This window comes from Nocardia transvalensis NBRC 15921 (assembly GCF_000308875.1).
GTDB lineage: Bacteria > Actinomycetota > Actinomycetes > Mycobacteriales > Mycobacteriaceae > Nocardia > Nocardia transvalensis.
Map to the genome: position 1 here is coordinate 141746 of NZ_BAGL01000055.1, position 17296 is coordinate 159041.

Consider the following 17296-nt stretch of genomic DNA (forward strand, 5'->3'; position numbering starts at 1 on the left):
ATTCGTTACGGTATGTGCGCCTCGATGAACGAGTACTGCTCCGGCGTGGGGACGATCCGATCCAGGGTGAGCCCGGCGGCGCCGAGGAGTTCCTCGAACTCGGTGGCGCTGCGTTCCTTGCCGGTGGTCATGCCGAGCATGGTCAGGTCGATCAGTTTGGTGGCGTGCGGTTCGTCGCCGGGTGGAACGAGGCCCTCGATCAGCACCACCCGCGCGCCCGGCGCCGCGGCACTCGTGATGGAGTGCAGAATGCGGATACAGGAGGCATCGTCCCAGTCGTGCATGATCGCGGCCAGCACGTAGACATCGGCGGACGGTACGGACTCGAAGAAGTCCCCGGGAACGGTGTCGATGCGATCGGTCATCCCGAGTTCGGTGAGCTTCTTCCGCGCGGTCTCGACTACCCCGGGCAGGTCGAAGAGAATTCCGCGGCGAGTCGGCTCGGAACTCAGCAGGCGAGCCAGAATAGTGCCGTCGGCTCCGCCGATATCGGCGACGATATCGCCTGCGGGAAGGCGGTAGTTCTCGAACATCCGATCACGCAGCCCGCCGGTCACACCGGCCATCGCCCGGCTCTGCAATTCGGCCATGCCGGGGGTCGCGACGACCCAATCGATGAAGGGTTGCCCCAGGTATTGCTGGGGGGCCGGTGTGCCGGTCCGGGCAGTGTTCAGCAGCTCGCTGAACGGAAGGTAGTGCGTCTCCATCCAGTACCGGGCGATATCCCGGAGGGAATCCGGCCGCCGAGTGGACAGCGTGGCGCCGAGGGGCGTGGTCTCCACCGTGTCCTCGTCCGACCCGCGGAAGATCCCGAGCGGGGCCAGACTCCGCACGAGCCGGCGCAGCACCTCGGGTCGCGCGCCGCAGGTGGCCGCGAGATCATCGATGGTCCGGGGCCCGTCGTCGAGGTGAGTGGCGATATCCAGTTCGGCCACCACGTACAGCGCCTGCGAGATCTGGAAGCCGGCGAGCAGCTGGATCATGGTCGCGACCGAAGATGATTCCGGCGGCACGCCGGTGCCGGCTGTTTCGGTCACGGATGTGTTCTCCATGTATGTCCTTCCACCGGGGCGGTGCCCGGTTGCGCGATCAACTTCCGACCCTTCGAGGCGAGTCCGGCGTCGATGCCGGTCCGTGGCGGGGCCGTGCCGCCACGAGCGCGACGGTAGCGAAATCGGTTCTGGCTCGCAGAATCCGACGACGCCGTTATGGCGGTGTCCGAACGCCGGTGTGACCCGTCGAAAACCTGGGTTCAGCAGGCGAATCAGTTCCGGCCCGGCATCTCCGGGAACAATTCTCCGTCGACACTGCCGTCACGCTTTCGTCACAACTCGTCACCGGTGTCCCGAGGGCGCACTAGAGCCCCCCTCGCACACGCGATCAGCACACAAACATGTCGTTCGAAGCTGTGCTTCAGATCGCTATCGCTGCCCGTCCCCCCTGCCCCACACTCTCGGCACCGGGTCGGACCGCTCCGACACGCAACGATCGACAGATCGCTCGGAAACGATCACCCCACCATCCCGAACCCCGACCTCACGCATGTAGCCACCCTGCCCGCCGCGCGCGCCAACGCACCCGTCACAGGTCCGCCAGCGACACCCACCAACACCCTGAAACCGCAGGTCGCGGCCGATCGGCTGCGAAGGAGGTGGGGTGAAAAGTACAGTGGCGATATGCGGTCCATTTGGAAGGGCTCTATTGCATTCGGCCTGGTCAATGTCCCGGTCAAGGTCTATACGGCTACCGAGGATCATGACATCAGGTTTCATCAGGTGCATGCCAAGGACGGTGGGCGGATCAAATATGACCGGGTGTGCACGGTGTGTGGGCAGTCGGTGCAGTATGCCGATATCGACAAGGCGTACGAGTCGCCCGAGGGGGACAAGGTCGTTCTGACCGACGAGGATTTCTCGAAACTGCCGGTGGCGGAGAAGCACGAGATTCCGGTGCTGCAGTTCGTGCCGTCGGAGCAGATCGATCCGATCCTGTTCGACAAGAGCTACTACCTGGAGCCGGATTCCACGACGCCCAAGGCGTATGTGCTGCTGGCCACGACGCTGGAGCAGGTCGACCGGGTGGCGCTGGTGCATTTCACGCTGCGCCAGAAGACGCGCCTGGCGGCGCTGCGGGTGCGTGACGGGGTGCTGCTGTTGCAGACGCTGCTGTGGCCCGACGAGGTGCGCGCGGTGGATTTCGAATCCCTCGACGGTGCCCCGGAGCCGCGTAAGCAGGAGATCTCGATGGCCGAGACGCTCGTCGAGAGCATGTCCGACGAATTCGATCCGAGCCTGTACAAGGACGAATATCAGATCGAACTCAAGCGGATGCTCGACGAGGCGATCGAATCGGGATCGAACAAGGTGATCCGGCACGAGGAGGCGGCGCCGGCGGAAATGGATGCCGAGGTCGTCGATCTGGTCGCGGCGCTGCAGCGCAGCCTGGAGGCCACGGGCCGGCGCAGCGGGTCGAAATCCGAATCCGACGCACCCGCCGCGGAGAAGAAGCCGGCGAAGAAGGCCGCCAAGAAAGCGGCGCCGAAGGCCGCGAAGAAGACCACCAAACAGAGCACCCGGAAAGGCGCCTGACGCGGCTGCGCGGTTCCGGCTCGGAGAGCTGGCACACTGGCGGCCATGGAAGCCGGCACAGCGATCGTCCCCATGGGTCTCGGGCACCTGCGCGAGGTACTCGATCTCGGCGCCGAGGTGTTCGACACCGAGGCCAAGCCGTATACGTCGTGGTCGCTGACCTCGGTGGCGGAGCATCTCGACAATCCCGACGGCTCGTGCTGGGTGGCGCTGGACTCCGACCGGGTCGTGGGGTTCGTCCTCGGGTCCATGGAATTCGAGCTGCGCGACGACTGGGGATATCTGGAATGGATCGCGGTGGCTCCCGATATGCAGGGCCGGGGAATCGCGGGGCGGCTGGTGGAGGTCTGCTGCGAGACATTGTTCGAGCGGGGTGCGCGCCGCATCGTCACCGACGTCGAGTCCGGTAATACGGCGTCGGCGGCGATGATGACGCGGCACGAATTCGTCGACACCACCACCGTCCGGTTGTTCGTGCGACCCAACCCGGACGAGCCGGAGCTGACCGCCGACGACGCGGCGCCCGGCCTCTCCCCCACCACCAAGCGCACGTTCGCGCGGACCGGCCGGCTGCGCCGCTGAATCCATCGGCGGGCCAGTGCTTTTCCGACACCGGCGGACTTGTCGGTGCCCGGCGCTACGGTGATCGACATGACGACGACCGATGCGACGATGACGGCGATCAACGAGGCGGTGGTGCTCGGGCGGCAGGGCGATGCGGCCGCTGCCCGGGAGCGGTTACTGGGGTTGTGGGAGTCGATCGGCGCCGCCGGGGATCCGCTGCACCGCTGTACCCTCGCGCACTACCTCGCGGATGTGTGCGAGCACGCGGCCGAGGCGCTGACCTGGGACGTGCGTGCCCTGGACGCCGCCGATGCGCTGACCGACGACCGTGCGCAACAACATCATTCGTCGTTGAGTGTGGCGGGGTTCTATCCTTCGTTGCATCTGAATCTGGCCGACAACTATCGGCGGCTGGGGGCATTCGAGGCGTCGCGGCGTCATGTGGAGATGGCCGAGACGCGCGCCGATGTGCTGGATGACGATGTCTACGGCGCCGGGGTGCGGTTCGGCATCGGCAATGTGCGGAAGGCCTTGGCGGAGGGGTCCACCGAGCGGTTGCCTACGCACTGAATTCGTTTCCGGCCAAAAGCATGCCGGAAAAATGAGATCGACCGACCGTCGGGCGCACGGATCAATTCCGGAACCGGCCCTCCAGCTCGTGCAGCGCGGCCTCCAAGTCTGCGGGGTCGTCGGTCTTGAAGATGCCGTCGTAGCCCGCCTCGGCGCGCACGGCTTGCTCGACCTCCGGGTCGTGGTAGAGGCGGGCTACCGCGAGGAGTTTCGGGTCGTTCTTGTCGGCGGCGCGGGCGGCGAAGACGTTGATGTACTGGCGTAGTTCGGGACGTTGCGGATCGTCGGTGAAGATGACCTGGTCGTGGCCCAGGCCGGCTTGGCGGGCGAAGGTGTCGTCGACGAAGGCCGCGTCCACGCTGTCGAGGGACTGCGCGGTCAGCGTCGGGTCGATCGTCGTCAGCCGGATCTTCGACGCGCCGGTGTCGACGTCCTCGATCTTGGAATCCCAGGTCGCGCCGCCTTTCAGCACGATCAGCCCGGCGGCCGCCAGCCCCAGCAGCGGGCGGACCTGATTGGCCGGGTTGTTGCTCAGCGTGATCCGCCCGCCCGCCGGGATATCCGCGACCGACCGGTGCTTCTCCGAGTACAGGGTCAGCGGGAAGATCTCCGTCGCGCCGATCGGCACCAGGGTGTCGTCGTTGCGCGCGTTGTAATTCGCCAGATAACGGATGTGCTGGAATTTGTTGAGGTCGATCCGTCCTTGCGCGAGTGCGGGATTCGGCTGATTGTAATCGGTGAAGTTCACGTATTCGACCGTGATGCCTTGCGCCGCGGCCTTTTTCCGCAATACCTCCCAGTGCGGCAGCGCGAGATCGTTCACGCCGACGCGCACCACATCCGAAGAGTGTTCCGCGCCACAGGAGGTCAGGAGCGCCGCCAGGAATACGCCCAGGGCGATCGGGACGGTAATCGCCGGAAAACGGCGCAGAAGTCGCATTGTCGGCAACCTAGCCTCGGGCCGGCGCGGCGGCGAGGGTTTCGCTCACCACAAGCGCAACCGTTGTCCTCCCCCGCTCGCTGTCGCTTGGATTGCCGGGTTACATCGCGACAAGCATTCGGGAGCACGAGTGAAATTCCATCGGGTACCGGCGACCCTGGTACTGGCGCTGACCGCGGCCCTCACCCTCACGGCCTGCGGCGGCAGTGACGCGTCCTCCGACAATGTCGTCCGGATCGGCACCACCGATCGCGACCATTCCTGGGACGTGTTCGAGCAGAAGGCGAAGGAGAAGGGGATCACGCTGAAGATCACCAACTTCTCCGACTACAAGCAACCGAATCTCGCTCTGTCGCAGCAGCAGATCGACGTGAACCTCTTCCAGCACCTGCAATTCCTGGGCCAGTACAACGTCGCCAACAACGACGATCTGACACCGGTCGGCGCCACCTATATCGTGCCGCTGGGGCTGTATTCGAAGAAGCACAAGCAGGTGAGCGAGATCCCGCAGGGCGGCGAGATCGCGATTCCCAACGACCCCACCAATCAAGCGAGGGCGCTGAACGTGCTGCAGAAGGCGGGCCTGGTCAAACTCGCCCCCGGCGTCGCGCAGCCCTCCCCCGCCGACGTCGACAAGGCCGCCTCCAAGGTCAAGGTGACGACCGTCGACGCCGCGCAGACGGCGCTGTCGCTGGACTCGGTCGACGGTTCGGTCATCAACAACACGTTCCTGGAGCGTTCCGGGGTGGACCCGAACGCGGCGCTGTTCAAAGACGACCCGAAGGACCCGGCGGCCGAGCCCTACATCAACGTGGTCGTGACGCGGGCCGACGACAAGGACAAGCCGGTCTACCAGACGATCGTCGACCTCTGGCACGACCCGGAGGTGCAGCGAGCCCACGCCGAGATCACCAAGAACACCGCGGTCGAGGTGCGGCGCACCGGCCCCGAGGTCCAGCAGATCCTGCAGCGGGTGCAGGACGGCATCCGAGCACAGAAGTGAGCGCGGACCCACCGGCCGTCGAATTCCGTTCCGTCACGAAGGTTTTCACCGTCGGCAAGCAGCGCCACACCGCGCTCGACGATATCGATCTGCGCATCGAGCTGGGCGAGATCTTCGGTGTCATCGGCTATTCCGGCGCGGGCAAGAGCACGCTGGTGCGTCTGATCAACGGCCTGGAGAAGCCGACGTCCGGAACCGTGCTGGTCTCGGGGACACCGATCACCGGCGTACCGGAGGCGCGCGTCCGCGGATTGCGCCGGGATATCGGCATGATCTTCCAGCAGTTCAACCTGTTCCGCTCGCGCACCGCGGCCGGCAATGTCGAATACCCCCTGAAGGTGGCGGGCTGGCCGCGCGCCAAGCGCAAGGCGCGGGTGACCGAACTCCTCGAGTTCGTGGGCCTCGCGGACAAGGCGCGCAGCTACCCCGACCAGCTGTCGGGCGGGCAGAAGCAGCGGGTGGGCATCGCCCGGGCGCTGGCGACCTCGCCGTCGCTGCTGCTGGCCGACGAGGCGACCTCGGCACTGGATCCGCAGACCACCGGCGAGGTGCTGCGGCTGCTGCGCAAGATCAACCGGGAGCTGGGCGTCACCATCGTGGTCATCACGCACGAGATGGATGTCATCCGGGCGGTCGCCGACCGGGTCGCGGTGCTCGCCGAGGGCCGCGTCGTCGAACTGGCCGACACCTTCGACGTCTTCGCCGCGCCGCAAGCCGAGGCCACCCGTACCTTCATCGAGACCGTGCTGCACACCAAGCCGGGCACCGACGAACTGCGGCGCCTCGGCGAACGTCACCCGGGCCGCCTGGTCACCGTCGATATCGACGACGATCGCGGTGTCGGCGCGGCGCTCACCGCCGCGGCGCGCTCCGGCGTGCGGTTCGAGGTGGTCTACGGCGGCGTGAGTTCGTTGCAGGACAAGACCTTCGGCAGTATCACCCTCGCACTCGACGGCCCGGACGACGCGGTGGCGACGGTAATCGACGATCTGGAGCGGAGGACCGCGTGACACTGGCTGCCGCACAGACGGATTGGGACAAGCTGCGGCCGGTGCTGACCGAATCCATCGGCACCACCCTGTATCTCGTGCTGGTCACCTTCGTGGTCGGCGGGGTGATCGGCCTGGTTCTCGGCACCGCGCTCTACACCACCCGCAAGGGCGGACTGCTGGCCAACGCGCCGATCCACGTCCTGCTCAACGTGCTGGTGAATGTGGTGCGGCCGATCCCGTTCATCATCCTGCTGGCCGCGCTGGGACCGGTGACATTGCAGGTCGTCGGGACCACGATCGGCACCGACGCCGCCGCGTTCGTCATGATCGTGGCCGCCTCGTTCGGTATCGCGCGCATCGTGGAGCAGAATCTGGTGACCGTCGACCCGGGAGTGATCGAGGCCGCGCGGTCGATGGGCGCGGGGCCGCTGCGGATCATCCTCACCCTGCTCATCCCGGAGGCGCTGGGCCCACTGGTGCTCGGCTACACGTTCGTGGTGATCGCGATCGTCGACATGTCGGCCATGGCGGGCACCGTCGGCGGCGGCGGGCTCGGCGACTTCGCCCTGGTGTACGGCTATCAGCGCTTCGACTGGCAGGTGACGCTGGTGGCGACGCTCATCATCGTCGCCGGTGTGCAGGGCGTGCAGTTCGCCGGTAACTATCTCGCGCGAAAGGTGTTGCGCCGCTGAGCTACACGCCTTTCGGGGCCCGCGAGGTGAGGAAGCCGAACAGGTATCCCGCGACCCGGCGCATCTGGATCTCCTCGGCCCCCTCGGTGATCCGGTACCGCCGGTGGTGGCGGTAGATGTGCTCGAACGGCCGGTGCCGGGAGTAGCCGAGGCCGCCGTGCACCTGCATGGCGCGGTCGGCGGCCTCGCAGCACAGCCGGTTGGCCCAGTAGTTGCACATCGAGACCTGTTCGGAGGCGGCGAAGGTGCCGTGCCGGTCCATGGTCCACGCGGTCTTGTGGATCAGCGCGCGCAACATCTCGCACTGGGTGTGCAGTTCCACCAGCGGGAACTGGATGGCCTGCTGCTCGGCCAGCGGCGTGCCGAACGGCTTGCGCTGCTTGGCATATGCCACCGACTGATCGATGCAGTACTGTGCCGCACCGAGACTGGAGGCGGCCTGGCGGATCCGGTTCTCGTTGAAGAAGTGCTGGACCACCGCCAGGCCCCGGCCCTCGCAGCCGAAGACCGCGCTACGCGGCACCCGCACGTCCCGCAGTGTGACGCGGGCGTGGTCGGTCGGCATATTGAACGTCCACAGGTATTCCTCGACCGTGAAACCCCTTGTCTCGGTAGGCACGAGGAAGGCGGTGATCCCGGCCGCCTCGCCCGGCGCGCCCGCCGTGCGCGCGAAGATCAGGTCGGCGTCGGCCGCGTGAATGCCGCTGTTCCAGGTCTTCTCGCCGGTGATGATCCAGTCGTCGCCGTCGCGCACGGCGGTGGTCTCCATATGGGTGGCGTCGGAGCCGTGTTCGGGTTCGGTGATGCCGAACGCGAAGAATTTCGTCCCGGCGGCGAGGCCGTCCACCCACTCCGACCGCTGCTGCGACGAGCCGTACTCCAGCATCAGCAGCAGCCCGACATTGTTGGCGACGACGGCGTGCTCGTTCTGCAGATCGCAGTGCAGGCCCAGGCCGCGGCGGGCCAGATGTTCGCGGATCACGGCCATGCCGAGATTGGTGCCGTCGCGCCCGCCGAACTCGCGCGGGAAGGCGTAGCGGTAGTGCCCGGCGGCATCGGCCCGGCGGCGGGCCTCGGCCAGCAGTTCCTCCCAGTCGGCGCTGGGCAGCCCGCCCCGCTCCCAGTCGGTGCGGGCGTTCTCGCGGCGATGGTCGAAGAACCGGCTGTTGTCGTCGGCCTCCTCCAGGGGAACGATCTCCCGCTCGATGAACTCGTCCAGTTCGGCCAGATAGCCGACCAGTTCTACGGGAAGGTCGAAATCCACTGCCGCTCCTAGCTTTCGGGTTTTATCTGCATGAGCAGATCCCACTCGATCTCCGGTATGCGCCTACCGCTGGCCGCCATGACGATATCGCGAACCGTGCCGTCGAGATGGGCGGCGGCCTGGCCGGCCAGCCCCACGCCCCAGCCCAGGGTGCACAGGACCTTCCACCACCGGAACCGGTCCGGATCGAAACGGCCGCCCGCGGTCTCGTAGCCGCGCACGAACGGCTCGCGGCCGTCGAAGCCGCCGAATTCGGCGGAGTCCAGGCCGAATCGCCACATGCGCAGCGCCGCCCACGCGGCATCGCGCATGGGGTCGCCGAAGCGCTGGGCGCCCTCCCAGTCGAGTACCGCGCGCAGGCCGTCGCCGTCCACGATCAGGTTGCCGTTGCGCATATCGTTGTGCAGCAGCACCTTTCGCTCCGGCGGCGACGGCACCCGCGCCCTGAGCCAGCGCAGCGCGGCGGCGAATACCGGGCGGTCGGGCAGCAGGGCGCGGACGCCGCGCTCGGCGTCCGCCAGCTCCACGGCGGCCGGATCCGCGGCCGTCGCCCCGGGCAGTTCGCCGGGCGCGACCGCCGGATCGACGCGGTGCAGTCGCGCCATGGCCTGGCCCAGCTGGTACGCCGTCCGCTCGCCGATTCCGGCGGCGTGCACCAGCCGCAACACCCTGCGCGGCACCGTTTCCCCGTCCATGTGCTCGGAGATCAGGAACGGGGCGCCGATAAAGCCGGTATCGGTGCTGACGCCGATCACCTCCGGGGCGGGGACGCCGTGGATGCGGGCCAGTTCCCGCACCTCGGCCTCCGCGTTCACCGGAATGCGTTCCACGGCGGCGGGCACGATCGTCGCGACCAGGCGCCGCGTGCACCCGTGTTCCCGCGCGTCGAACAGGAGCGTGCGGCGGCGCGCCCCCGCCGACACCTGCCGCACATTGGAGACCGCCACCGGACTGCCGATCTCCGTCGTCAGAAATCGGCCGAGCCCGGTGCAGATAGTGGCGTTCACTCGCCCTCCCACGCGTCGTATCCCGGCTTGGACACGACGAGATCGGCCCGCACGATCTCGACCAGCGCCCGCCACCGGTCCTCCTCGGAACCGGCGGACTCCGCCACGGCCAGCAACTCCCGCTCCCGCTCCACCGCGCCCGGCCCCTGCTGGAGTTCCCGGCGCAGGATCCGCGCCACATTCGCGCCCACCCGCGCCCGGTGCTGCAGTGCGTCCGGCAACTCCGGCAGCAGCACCTCACTCATCAGCTCGGCCAGCGTATCCAACAACTCCGTCGCCGACGGTCGATACTGCATCTCCGGCCCTTCCTCGCGCCCGCAACCCCAGCATGACACGAAATGCGCGACGGCTCAGTATGTTCCGCGCCCGGAACCCGCACTCAGCGAGGTCTTCCCGTCTTGATTCGCGGTACGAAGCGCATCATCCCGCGCGCTCGGTGGGCTCGGCGCGCGTCGCCGAGATTCGCCACACGGGACGGTGAGCACCGCCTCTCAGGCGCTTACCCCAGCTCGAACCCGCCGCGACGACATCTGCCGCTCCAGCCGGGGTGACGGTCTCGATCGTGAGGCCGTGGTCAGCGAAACGGGGCGCCAGGGCCCACAGGGCGGCGGCGTCGTCGATCGGGGGCAGGCCGGGGAGGCCGTCGTGGGACGTGACCGACAACAGGATGCGCAGTGCCGCTGCGGGTTTCATCAGCCGGGTCAGTCCGTCGAGTACCGTGGCGTCGGCGGTGAGCAGGCCGCGCAGCAGCGAGCCCCACGGGAAGTTCACCGTCACCTCGTCGGCGATCCCGTGCAGTTCCCGCGGCGGGTTCTCGACCGCGGCCGCGACGAACAGCGCGTTGGGCAGGCCGTCGCGGGACCGCAGCGCACGGCGCGACGATTCGGTCATTCCGGCCGCGTGGGCGTCGACGCCGATCACCAGGAGTTTCGGGTCGGCCGCCGCGGCGGCGAGGACCGCGCGTCCGTCACCGGTGCCCATATCGACGCGCACCGTCCGGTACCCGCCGAGAAGTCGTTCGGCTTAACCGACGTCCACGTCCCGTATCTTCTTGCCACACACGAGTCTCATGCCCGCCACGCTAGCCAATGCGGCGACACGACCGCATCCGATTTTCCCCCGAACGACTTCGGCCGGCCCGGGAAACCCGGACCGGCCGAAGCGCGTACAACTCTCAGCCCGCCGCGTTGGACGTGCAGGCGTTCAGCACGATCTGGGCGGGGCGGGGGCTGGCGCTGCCCAGGTCCGGGAACGGCGGAGCGGTGAGGCCCAGCACGTCGCGGGCCTGCTTCTCCGCCTCCACCTTGGTCGGGCCCCAGCCGACGGCGACCTTGCGGTCGGCGCCCTGCGCCACGGCGCCGCAGCCGTCGGTGAAGTGCAGCACGACGCGGCAGTCACCGACACCGCAGTGCGCGTTGGCCGCGGCGTCGGCGGGCCCGGCGTCGTTGTAGTTGACCGCCGACGCCACCGTTCCGGTGCTGTCGGACAGCGCGATCGCGCCGTGCAGAGGTCCGGCGGCCGACGCGGGACCGGCTACGCCGAACCCCGCGAGCGCCACACCGGCCAGCACGGCGGCCGCCCTGGATACCAAGGACATAAAGAGTTCCACTCCGTTCGTGAAGGCAACCTGACTAGGCGATCCTTCTCCACGGCGGCCGGGTCTGTCCACTATCCGCCACTTCCCGCCCCCGGCTCGGCTCGGCGCGCCACCTCCCCGGTCAGCGGCTATCGTCGATGATCACCGCCCGATCGAGAGGGGCCAGTCCCATGGAATTCCATGTGCCGACCATCGATATCGCCTCGTACACGGGCTCCGGGTCCGACGTCGAGCGCGCCACGGTCGCCCGGCAGATCGACACGGCCGCCGGTACGGTCGGGTTCATGCAGATCGTCGGCCACGGCATCCCGGACGCGGTGATCACGAAGTTCGCCACGGCCCTCGACGCGTTCTTCGCGCTCGACCTCGAGGCCAAGAAGCACTACCGGACGCCGCCGGAGATCAATCGCGGATACTCACCGCCACAGAGCGAGAATCTCAGCCTGAGCCTGGGTGTGCGGGCGGCCGATCGGATGAACGACTTCTTCGAGGCCTTCAATGTCGGAGTCACCGCGGATCGCTATCCGGGCCTGGATCTCCCGGCCGCCGACTATGCCGACAATCTCTGGCCCGGCCAGATTCCGGAGTTCCGCCCGGCGGTGGAGGCGTACTTCGCCGAGGCGGCGCGGGTGGCGCGCGTGCTGACCACGATCTTCGCGGACGCGCTGGCACTGCCGCCCGGCTATTTCGACCGGTACACCGACCACTCCCTCGACGTGCTGCGCATGAACAACTACGCGCTGCCGCCGGGTGCGATCGACCTCGACGGTGAACTCACCGGCATGGGCGAGCACACCGACTACGGGATCGTGACGGTGCTGTGGGCCGACCAGGTTCCCGGATTGCAGGTGCTGTCCGCCGACGGGCGCTGGCACGACGTGCGGCCCGCGGACGGTGCGCTGCTGGTGAATCTCGGCGACCTCATGGCGCGCTGGACCAATGACCGGTGGATGTCGACGCTGCACCGGGTGCGGCCGCCGATCGTGAACGGCGCCATCGAGAGACGCCGCAGCGCCGCGTATTTCCACGACGGCAATATCGACGCGGTGATCGAGACGCTGCCGTCGTGTATCGGCGCGGGCAGCGCCTACGAGCCGACCACGATCGCCGATCATATTCGCGCGAAGCTCGCGGGTTCGCGTGCGCTGCAACCGAATACGAAGGCCGATCGGGAGGCTGCCCGGGTACTGGCGGCGGACGACCGGCGCTGACGGAATCAGCCGGTCAGGCGGTCTTCTTCGCTGATGAACAGCGTGGCGATCACGCTCACCACGGACGTCGCCACCAGATATCCGCACGCCAGCCACGGGGTCGACCCCGCCGCGGCGATGAGCGCGGTGACGATCATCGGCGTGATGCCCGAGGCATAGATGCCCGAGACCTGGTACACGAAAGACAGTCCCGTGTACCGCACCTCGGGCGGGAACAGGCCCGCGTACAAGGTGCCCTGCGCGCCGTAGAACAGCGCGTGCGCCACACCGAACACCGCGACGATCGCGAGGGTGAACACCACGATATTCCCGGCCTGGAAGAGCGCGAACACGGGAAAGACGAGCACACCGTAGGCGGCGATCCCGGTGATGTAGACCCGCCGGGGCCCGAATCGGTCGGTGAGACAACCGGATACGGGGATGAGCACGGCCATCACCACGGCGGCGATCGTGACCGCGGTCAGCACCGGCACCTGCCGGAACCCCAGATGCCCGGTGGCGAAGCTGATCGCGAAGACGCCCCAGGTGTTGAACGCCGCGCCCTCACCCCACCGCGACAGCAGCCCGAGCACGGTGTTGCGCCGGGTGCGCGCGTTCCGGAACAGTTCGACCGCGGGCACTTTCGAGATCCGGTTGAGCCGGTCGACCTCCCGGAACGCGGGCGTTTCGTCGATCTTCAGCCGCACCACCAGGCCGATCACGACCAGAACCACGCTGGCGCCGAACGCGATTCGCCATCCGTAGTCGAGGAACGCCGATTCGCTCAGAGTCGTGCGCAGCAGCGCGAAGACGCCGGTGCCCAGCGCGAGCCCGAGCGCCAGCCCGATCTGCGGATAGCTGCCGAACACCCCGACCTTCCGGCGCGGGCTGTACTCGACCGCCAGCAGCACCGCGCCCGCCCACTCCCCGCCCAGCGCGAAGCCTTGAAGAATACGTAATGCCAGCAACAGGATCGGGGCGGCGACGCCGATCGCGGCGCTCGTCGGCAGCACGCCCATCAGCGCGGTGGAGCCGCCCATGATCGCCATCGTCAAGGCGAGGGTGCGCTTGCGGCCGATGCGGTCGCCGATGTGCCCGAATACCAGCCCGCCGATGGGACGCATGAGGAATCCGACGGCGAAGGTCGCGAACGACAGCATGGTCCCGACGAACGCGCTGCTGTTGGGGAAGAACAGCTTGTCGAAGACGATGCCCGCGGCGGTGGAGTAGAGGAAGAAGTCGTACCACTCGACGGTGGTGCCGATCAGGCTCGCCGCCACGGCGGTCCGGGTCTCGGTGGCGCTCAGCCGCTCCGCGCGTTCGCCTTCGCGCTGGACGGCCGGCGCGGTGTCCAGCAACGACATGGTGGCCCTTCTCTCGGCGTAGTGCTCGCCGAGCGAGAATAGGGTCGTGCCGCGCCGGTCAGAAGGGTTGAGATCAGCCAGATTCCAGCAGCACCACCGAGCCGGACGGAAAAGCGGTCGGCCACGCACCTACGGGCAGCACCTGATACGCGACGGCAGGCTGCGGCTGCGCCCGGACGCTACCGTGGCGCTGCTCGGCGGCGATCACCAAGGGCCGATGAAGAATTCGAGTGTGGCCAGCAGGAGGGCACACACCAGGGCGACGCCGAACGCGGCGGCCAGGCTGGCCCAGCCCACCCGTGCCGAATCGGTTCCGGCGGAACGCTGCACGATCCACCCGGCGACCGTGCCTCCGACCGCCAGCACGAGCACGCCACCGAACATCAGATAGAACACGCTGGCCAGCGCCGCGGTCCCGGCATCTTCCAGCCCGCGCGCGTACTCGCCGAACGGAACGGGGAAGCGGTACACGATAGCGACGACCGCCGCGGCGAGCGGTGCGGTCAGCACCGCCGCCACGCCGCCCACGAACGGACCTATCCAGCTCAGCCGCGTGGGGCCGCTCATCGCCGCGCGCCGTTGGAGCGCCGGCGGGCCCGCGTCACCCTCGCGGACGGCAACCGATATCCCGGGACTAGACCGTGAAGCCGAGGGCGCGCAGCTGCTCGCGGCCGTCCTCGGTGATCTTGTCCGGACCCCACGGCGGCATCCAGACCCAGTTGATCTTGAGATCCTCGACCAGGCCGCTGCGCACCAGGGCATTGCGCGACTGGTCCTCGATGACGTCGGTGAGCGGGCAGGCCGCCGACGTCAGGGTCATGTCCAGCACGGCGATGTCGTCCTCGATCCGCAGCCCGTAGACCAGGCCGAGATCCACGACGTTGATCCCCAGCTCGGGGTCGACGACGTCGCGCATCGCCTCTTCGATGTTCTCGAGCTGCTCCAGCTCCTCGGCGGACAGCTGCTGCTCCTGCGCGGGTGTCTCACTCATGGTGCTCACCATTCTCCGACGTAGCGTTGCCCATCACGAGCTTGGACTCCTCTGCCGAGGTTATCCGGACCACGGCGTCCTTGAACGCCATCCAGCCCAGCAGGGCGCACTTCACGCGCGCCGGGTACTTGGCCACACCGGCCAGTGCGACCCCGTCGCCGAGGACCTCCTCGTCGCCCTCGACCGTGCCGCGGCTGGAGATCATCTCGCTGTACGAGTCGACCGTCTTCAGCGCCTGCTGCACCGGCAGGCCGACGACCTGGTCGGTGAGGATCGAGGTGGCGGCCTGGCTGATCGAACAGCCCTGCCCGTCGTAGGAGACGTCGGCGACGTCACCGTTGTCGTCGATGTGGACGCGCAGGGTGACCTCGTCACCGCAGGTCGGGTTGACGTGGTGCACCTCGGCGCCGAACGGCTCCCGCAACCCGCGACCGTGCGGATGCTTGTAGTGATCCAGGATCACTTCCTGGTACATCTGCTCCATGCGCATGATCTATGCAACTCCGAAGAAGCTCTGAGCCTTCCGCACGGCCGCGATCAGCTGGTCGACCTCGTCCGGGGTGTTGTACACCGCGAACGACGCGCGGGCGGTGGCGGCGATGCCGAAGCGCCGGTGCAGCGGCCAGGCGCAGTGGTGGCCGACGCGGACCGCGACGCCCTCGTCGTCCAGGATCTGGCCGACGTCGTGGGCGTGCACGCCGTCGACGACGAACGACACCGCGCCGCCGCGCTCCACATTCTCCGTCGGCCCGATGATCCGGACGCCGTCCAGCGCGCCCAGGCCCTCCAGGGCCGCGCCCGCCAGCGAATGCTCGTGGGCCGCAACGGCGTCCATGCCGAGATCGGTGAGATACTCGACGGCCGCGCCCAGCCCGACGACCTGGGAGATCATCTGCGAGCCCGCCTCGAACCGCTGCGGCGGCGGGGCGAAGGTGCTGTGGTCCATGTAGACGGTCTCGATCATGGAGCCGCCGGTGATGAACGGCGGGGTCTGCTCCAGCAGCGCGCGCCGGCCGTACAGCACGCCCACGCCCGAGGGGCCGAGCATCTTGTGGCCGGAGAACGCGGCGAAGTCGACGCCGAGCTCGCGGAAGTTCACCGGGGCGTGCGGCACCGACTGGCAGGCGTCGAGCACCACCAGGGCGCCGACTTCCTTGGCGCGCCGGACCAATTCGTCCACCGGGGCGACCGCGCCCGTCACATTGGAGGTGTGCGTGAACGCGACCACCTTGGTCGCCGGGGACAGATCCAGCGAGTCCAGGTCGATGCGGCCGTCGTCGGTCACCCCGTACCAGCGCAGCCGGGCGCCGGTGCGGCGGGCCAGCTCCTGCCAGGGCACGAGATTCGCGTGATGCTCCAGCTCGGTGATGACGATCTCGTCGCCCGGGCCGAGGCGGTGCGGGAAGCGGTCGTCGGAGAACGCGTAGGCGACCAGGTTCAGCGATTCGGTCGCGTTCTTGGTGTAGACGATCTCGTCGGCGCCGACCCCGACGAACGACGCGATCGCCGCGCGCACACCCTCGTACGCCTCGTTGGCCTCCTCGGCCAGCTGATGCGAGCTGCGGTGCACCGCGGCGTTGTGCTCGAGCAGGAACTTCCGCTCCGCGTCGAGCACCTGCAGCGGGCGCTGCGAGGTCGCTCCGGAATCCAGGTACGCCAACGGTTTTCCGTCGCGCACGGTGCGGCTCAGGATCGGGAAGTCGGCCCGGATCCTGGCGACATCGAGCGTGCGCGGCTGCGGCACCGTTGCGGTCATATCAGGCTCCTGCGGTTGCTGTCTGTGTGAAACGCACGTACCCGTTGGCATCCAGTTCCTCGGCGAGTTCCGGCCCGCCCTCGGCCACGATGCGGCCGCCCACGAACACGTGCACGAACTGCGGCTGGATGTAGCGCAGGATGCGGGTGTAGTGGGTGATGAGCAGGATGCCGCCGTTCTCGCGCTCCTTGTAGCGGTTGACGCCCTCGGAGACGATGCGCAGCGCGTCCACGTCCAGGCCGGAGTCGGTCTCGTCGAGGATGGCGATCTTCGGCTTGAGCAGACCCAGCTGCAGGATCTCGTGGCGCTTCTTCTCGCCGCCGGAGAAGCCCTCGTTCACCGAGCGGTCGGCGAAGGCCTGGTCGATCTCCAGCTCGGACATCGACTCCTTGACCTCCTTGACCCAGTGCCGCAGCTTGGGGGCCTCGCCGCGGACCGAGGTGGCGGCGGTGCGCAGGAAGTTGGACATGGAGACGCCCGGCACCTCGACGGGGTACTGCATGGCGAGGAACAGCCCGGCCCGCGCCCGCTCGTCGACGGACATCTCCAGGACGTCCTCGCCGTCCAGGGTGATCGTGCCCTGGGTGACGGTGTACTTGGGGTGGCCGGCGATGGCGTAGGAGAGGGTGGACTTGCCGGAGCCGTTGGGGCCCATGATGGCGTGCGTCTCACCGGATTTCACGGTGAGGTTCACGCCCTTGAGGATCTTGATCGGCTCCCCGGACTCGTCCGGGTTGGCGACCTCGACGTGCAGGTCCTTGATTTCGAGGGTGGTCAT

The 17296-nt window shown here is 68.0% G+C and carries 19 protein-coding genes and 1 pseudogene; 7 read left to right on the top strand and 13 right to left on the bottom strand.

Going from position 1 to position 17296, the window contains the following annotated elements:
- Positions 1-5 precede the first annotated feature (5 nt).
- Positions 6-1037 (bottom strand): methyltransferase, encoded by a 1032-nt coding sequence (locus ON41_RS17415; RefSeq protein ID WP_169336493.1) that lies wholly within the window; start codon positions 1035-1037, stop codon positions 6-8.
- A gap of 639 nt (positions 1038-1676) precedes the next feature.
- On the opposite strand from ON41_RS17415, the gene ku reads away from it, so the two are divergent.
- From ku to ON41_RS17430, 3 genes are all read left to right on the top strand, one after another.
- Positions 1677-2588, top strand: coding sequence for a non-homologous end joining protein Ku (gene ku / locus ON41_RS17420; RefSeq protein ID WP_040748684.1), 912 nt, complete (start codon positions 1677-1679; stop codon positions 2586-2588).
- A gap of 45 nt (positions 2589-2633) precedes the next feature.
- Positions 2634-3170 carry a GNAT family N-acetyltransferase gene (locus ON41_RS17425; protein ID WP_040748685.1) on the top strand — a complete coding sequence of 179 codons (537 nt, stop codon included), beginning with the start codon at positions 2634-2636 and terminating at the stop codon, positions 3168-3170.
- A gap of 69 nt (positions 3171-3239) precedes the next feature.
- A complete protein-coding gene (locus ON41_RS17430) occupies positions 3240-3722 on the top strand; it encodes a hypothetical protein (protein ID WP_040748858.1) in 483 nt (160 codons plus the stop codon).
- 61 nt (positions 3723-3783) lie between these two features.
- Here ON41_RS17430 and ON41_RS17435 read toward each other — a convergent pair whose 3' ends face one another.
- Positions 3784-4662: a MetQ/NlpA family ABC transporter substrate-binding protein gene (locus ON41_RS17435; RefSeq protein WP_051161743.1), complete on the bottom strand. Its 879-nt coding sequence runs from the start codon at positions 4660-4662 to the stop codon at positions 3784-3786.
- Positions 4663-4792: 130 nt separating this feature from the next.
- Here ON41_RS17435 and ON41_RS17440 point away from each other — a divergent pair, with 130 nt between their 5' ends.
- Genes ON41_RS17440 through ON41_RS17450 form a run of 3 tightly spaced genes read left to right on the top strand, consistent with a single transcriptional unit; the run spans position 4793 to position 7349 of the window.
- A complete protein-coding gene (locus ON41_RS17440; RefSeq protein WP_040748686.1) occupies positions 4793-5665 on the top strand; it encodes a MetQ/NlpA family ABC transporter substrate-binding protein in 873 nt (290 codons plus the stop codon).
- Positions 5662-6675: a methionine ABC transporter ATP-binding protein gene (locus ON41_RS17445; RefSeq protein ID WP_040748687.1), complete on the top strand. Its 1014-nt coding sequence runs from the start codon at positions 5662-5664 to the stop codon at positions 6673-6675. The genes ON41_RS17440 and ON41_RS17445 overlap by 4 nt, the downstream gene beginning before the upstream one ends.
- A 2-nt stretch (positions 6676-6677) precedes the next feature.
- Positions 6678-7349 (top strand): methionine ABC transporter permease, encoded by a 672-nt coding sequence (locus ON41_RS17450; RefSeq protein WP_040748860.1) that lies wholly within the window; start codon positions 6678-6680, stop codon positions 7347-7349.
- Between the two features lies 1 nt (position 7350).
- Here the strand turns inward: ON41_RS17450 and ON41_RS17455 are convergent, their stop codons facing one another.
- The 5 genes and pseudogenes from ON41_RS17455 to ON41_RS17475 form a co-directional block, all read right to left on the bottom strand.
- The gene (locus ON41_RS17455; RefSeq protein ID WP_040748688.1) at positions 7351-8613 is read right to left on the bottom strand and encodes an acyl-CoA dehydrogenase family protein; all 1263 of its coding nucleotides are present in this window, start codon (positions 8611-8613) and stop codon (positions 7351-7353) included.
- 8 nt (positions 8614-8621) lie between these two features.
- On the bottom strand, positions 8622-9620 hold the full coding sequence (locus tag ON41_RS17460) for a phosphotransferase family protein (protein ID WP_040748689.1): 999 nt from the start codon (positions 9618-9620) through the stop codon (positions 8622-8624).
- Positions 9617-9916: a DUF6285 domain-containing protein gene (locus ON41_RS17465; protein ID WP_040748690.1), complete on the bottom strand. Its 300-nt coding sequence runs from the start codon at positions 9914-9916 to the stop codon at positions 9617-9619. Before ON41_RS17465 ends, ON41_RS17460 begins: the two co-directional genes overlap by 4 nt.
- Positions 9917-10040: 124 nt before the next feature.
- Positions 10041-10625, bottom strand: a pseudogene (gene warA / locus ON41_RS39120) (16S rRNA (adenine(1408)-N(1))-methyltransferase WarA); the annotation flags it as partial.
- Between the two features lie 169 nt (positions 10626-10794).
- Positions 10795-11217, bottom strand: a complete 423-nt coding sequence (locus ON41_RS17475; RefSeq protein ID WP_040748691.1) for a DUF4189 domain-containing protein — start codon at positions 11215-11217, stop codon at positions 10795-10797.
- A 170-nt stretch (positions 11218-11387) separates the two neighbouring features.
- Here ON41_RS17475 and ON41_RS17480 point away from each other — a divergent pair, with 170 nt between their 5' ends.
- Positions 11388-12428 carry an isopenicillin N synthase family dioxygenase gene (locus ON41_RS17480; RefSeq protein WP_040748692.1) on the top strand — a complete coding sequence of 347 codons (1041 nt, stop codon included), beginning with the start codon at positions 11388-11390 and terminating at the stop codon, positions 12426-12428.
- Positions 12429-12433: 5 nt separating this feature from the next.
- Here ON41_RS17480 and ON41_RS17485 read toward each other — a convergent pair whose 3' ends face one another.
- The 6 genes from ON41_RS17485 to sufC all read right to left on the bottom strand — a co-directional run bounded on the left by ON41_RS17485 (position 12434) and on the right by sufC (position 17296).
- On the bottom strand, positions 12434-13771 hold the full coding sequence (locus ON41_RS17485; RefSeq protein ID WP_040748693.1) for an MFS transporter: 1338 nt from the start codon (positions 13769-13771) through the stop codon (positions 12434-12436).
- 204 nt (positions 13772-13975) lie between these two features.
- The gene (locus ON41_RS17490; protein WP_157185515.1) at positions 13976-14338 is read right to left on the bottom strand and encodes a hypothetical protein; all 363 of its coding nucleotides are present in this window, start codon (positions 14336-14338) and stop codon (positions 13976-13978) included.
- A 67-nt stretch (positions 14339-14405) separates the two neighbouring features.
- Positions 14406-14762 carry a metal-sulfur cluster assembly factor gene (locus ON41_RS17495; protein WP_040748695.1) on the bottom strand — a complete coding sequence of 119 codons (357 nt, stop codon included), beginning with the start codon at positions 14760-14762 and terminating at the stop codon, positions 14406-14408.
- Positions 14755-15252, bottom strand: coding sequence for a Fe-S cluster assembly sulfur transfer protein SufU (sufU, locus tag ON41_RS17500; protein ID WP_040748696.1), 498 nt, complete (start codon positions 15250-15252; stop codon positions 14755-14757). Before sufU ends, ON41_RS17495 begins: the two co-directional genes overlap by 8 nt.
- A gap of 3 nt (positions 15253-15255) precedes the next feature.
- Positions 15256-16518: a cysteine desulfurase gene (locus ON41_RS17505; RefSeq protein WP_040748697.1), complete on the bottom strand. Its 1263-nt coding sequence runs from the start codon at positions 16516-16518 to the stop codon at positions 15256-15258.
- A 1-nt stretch (position 16519) separates the two neighbouring features.
- Positions 16520-17296 carry a Fe-S cluster assembly ATPase SufC gene (gene sufC / locus ON41_RS17510; protein WP_040748698.1) on the bottom strand — a complete coding sequence of 259 codons (777 nt, stop codon included), beginning with the start codon at positions 17294-17296 and terminating at the stop codon, positions 16520-16522.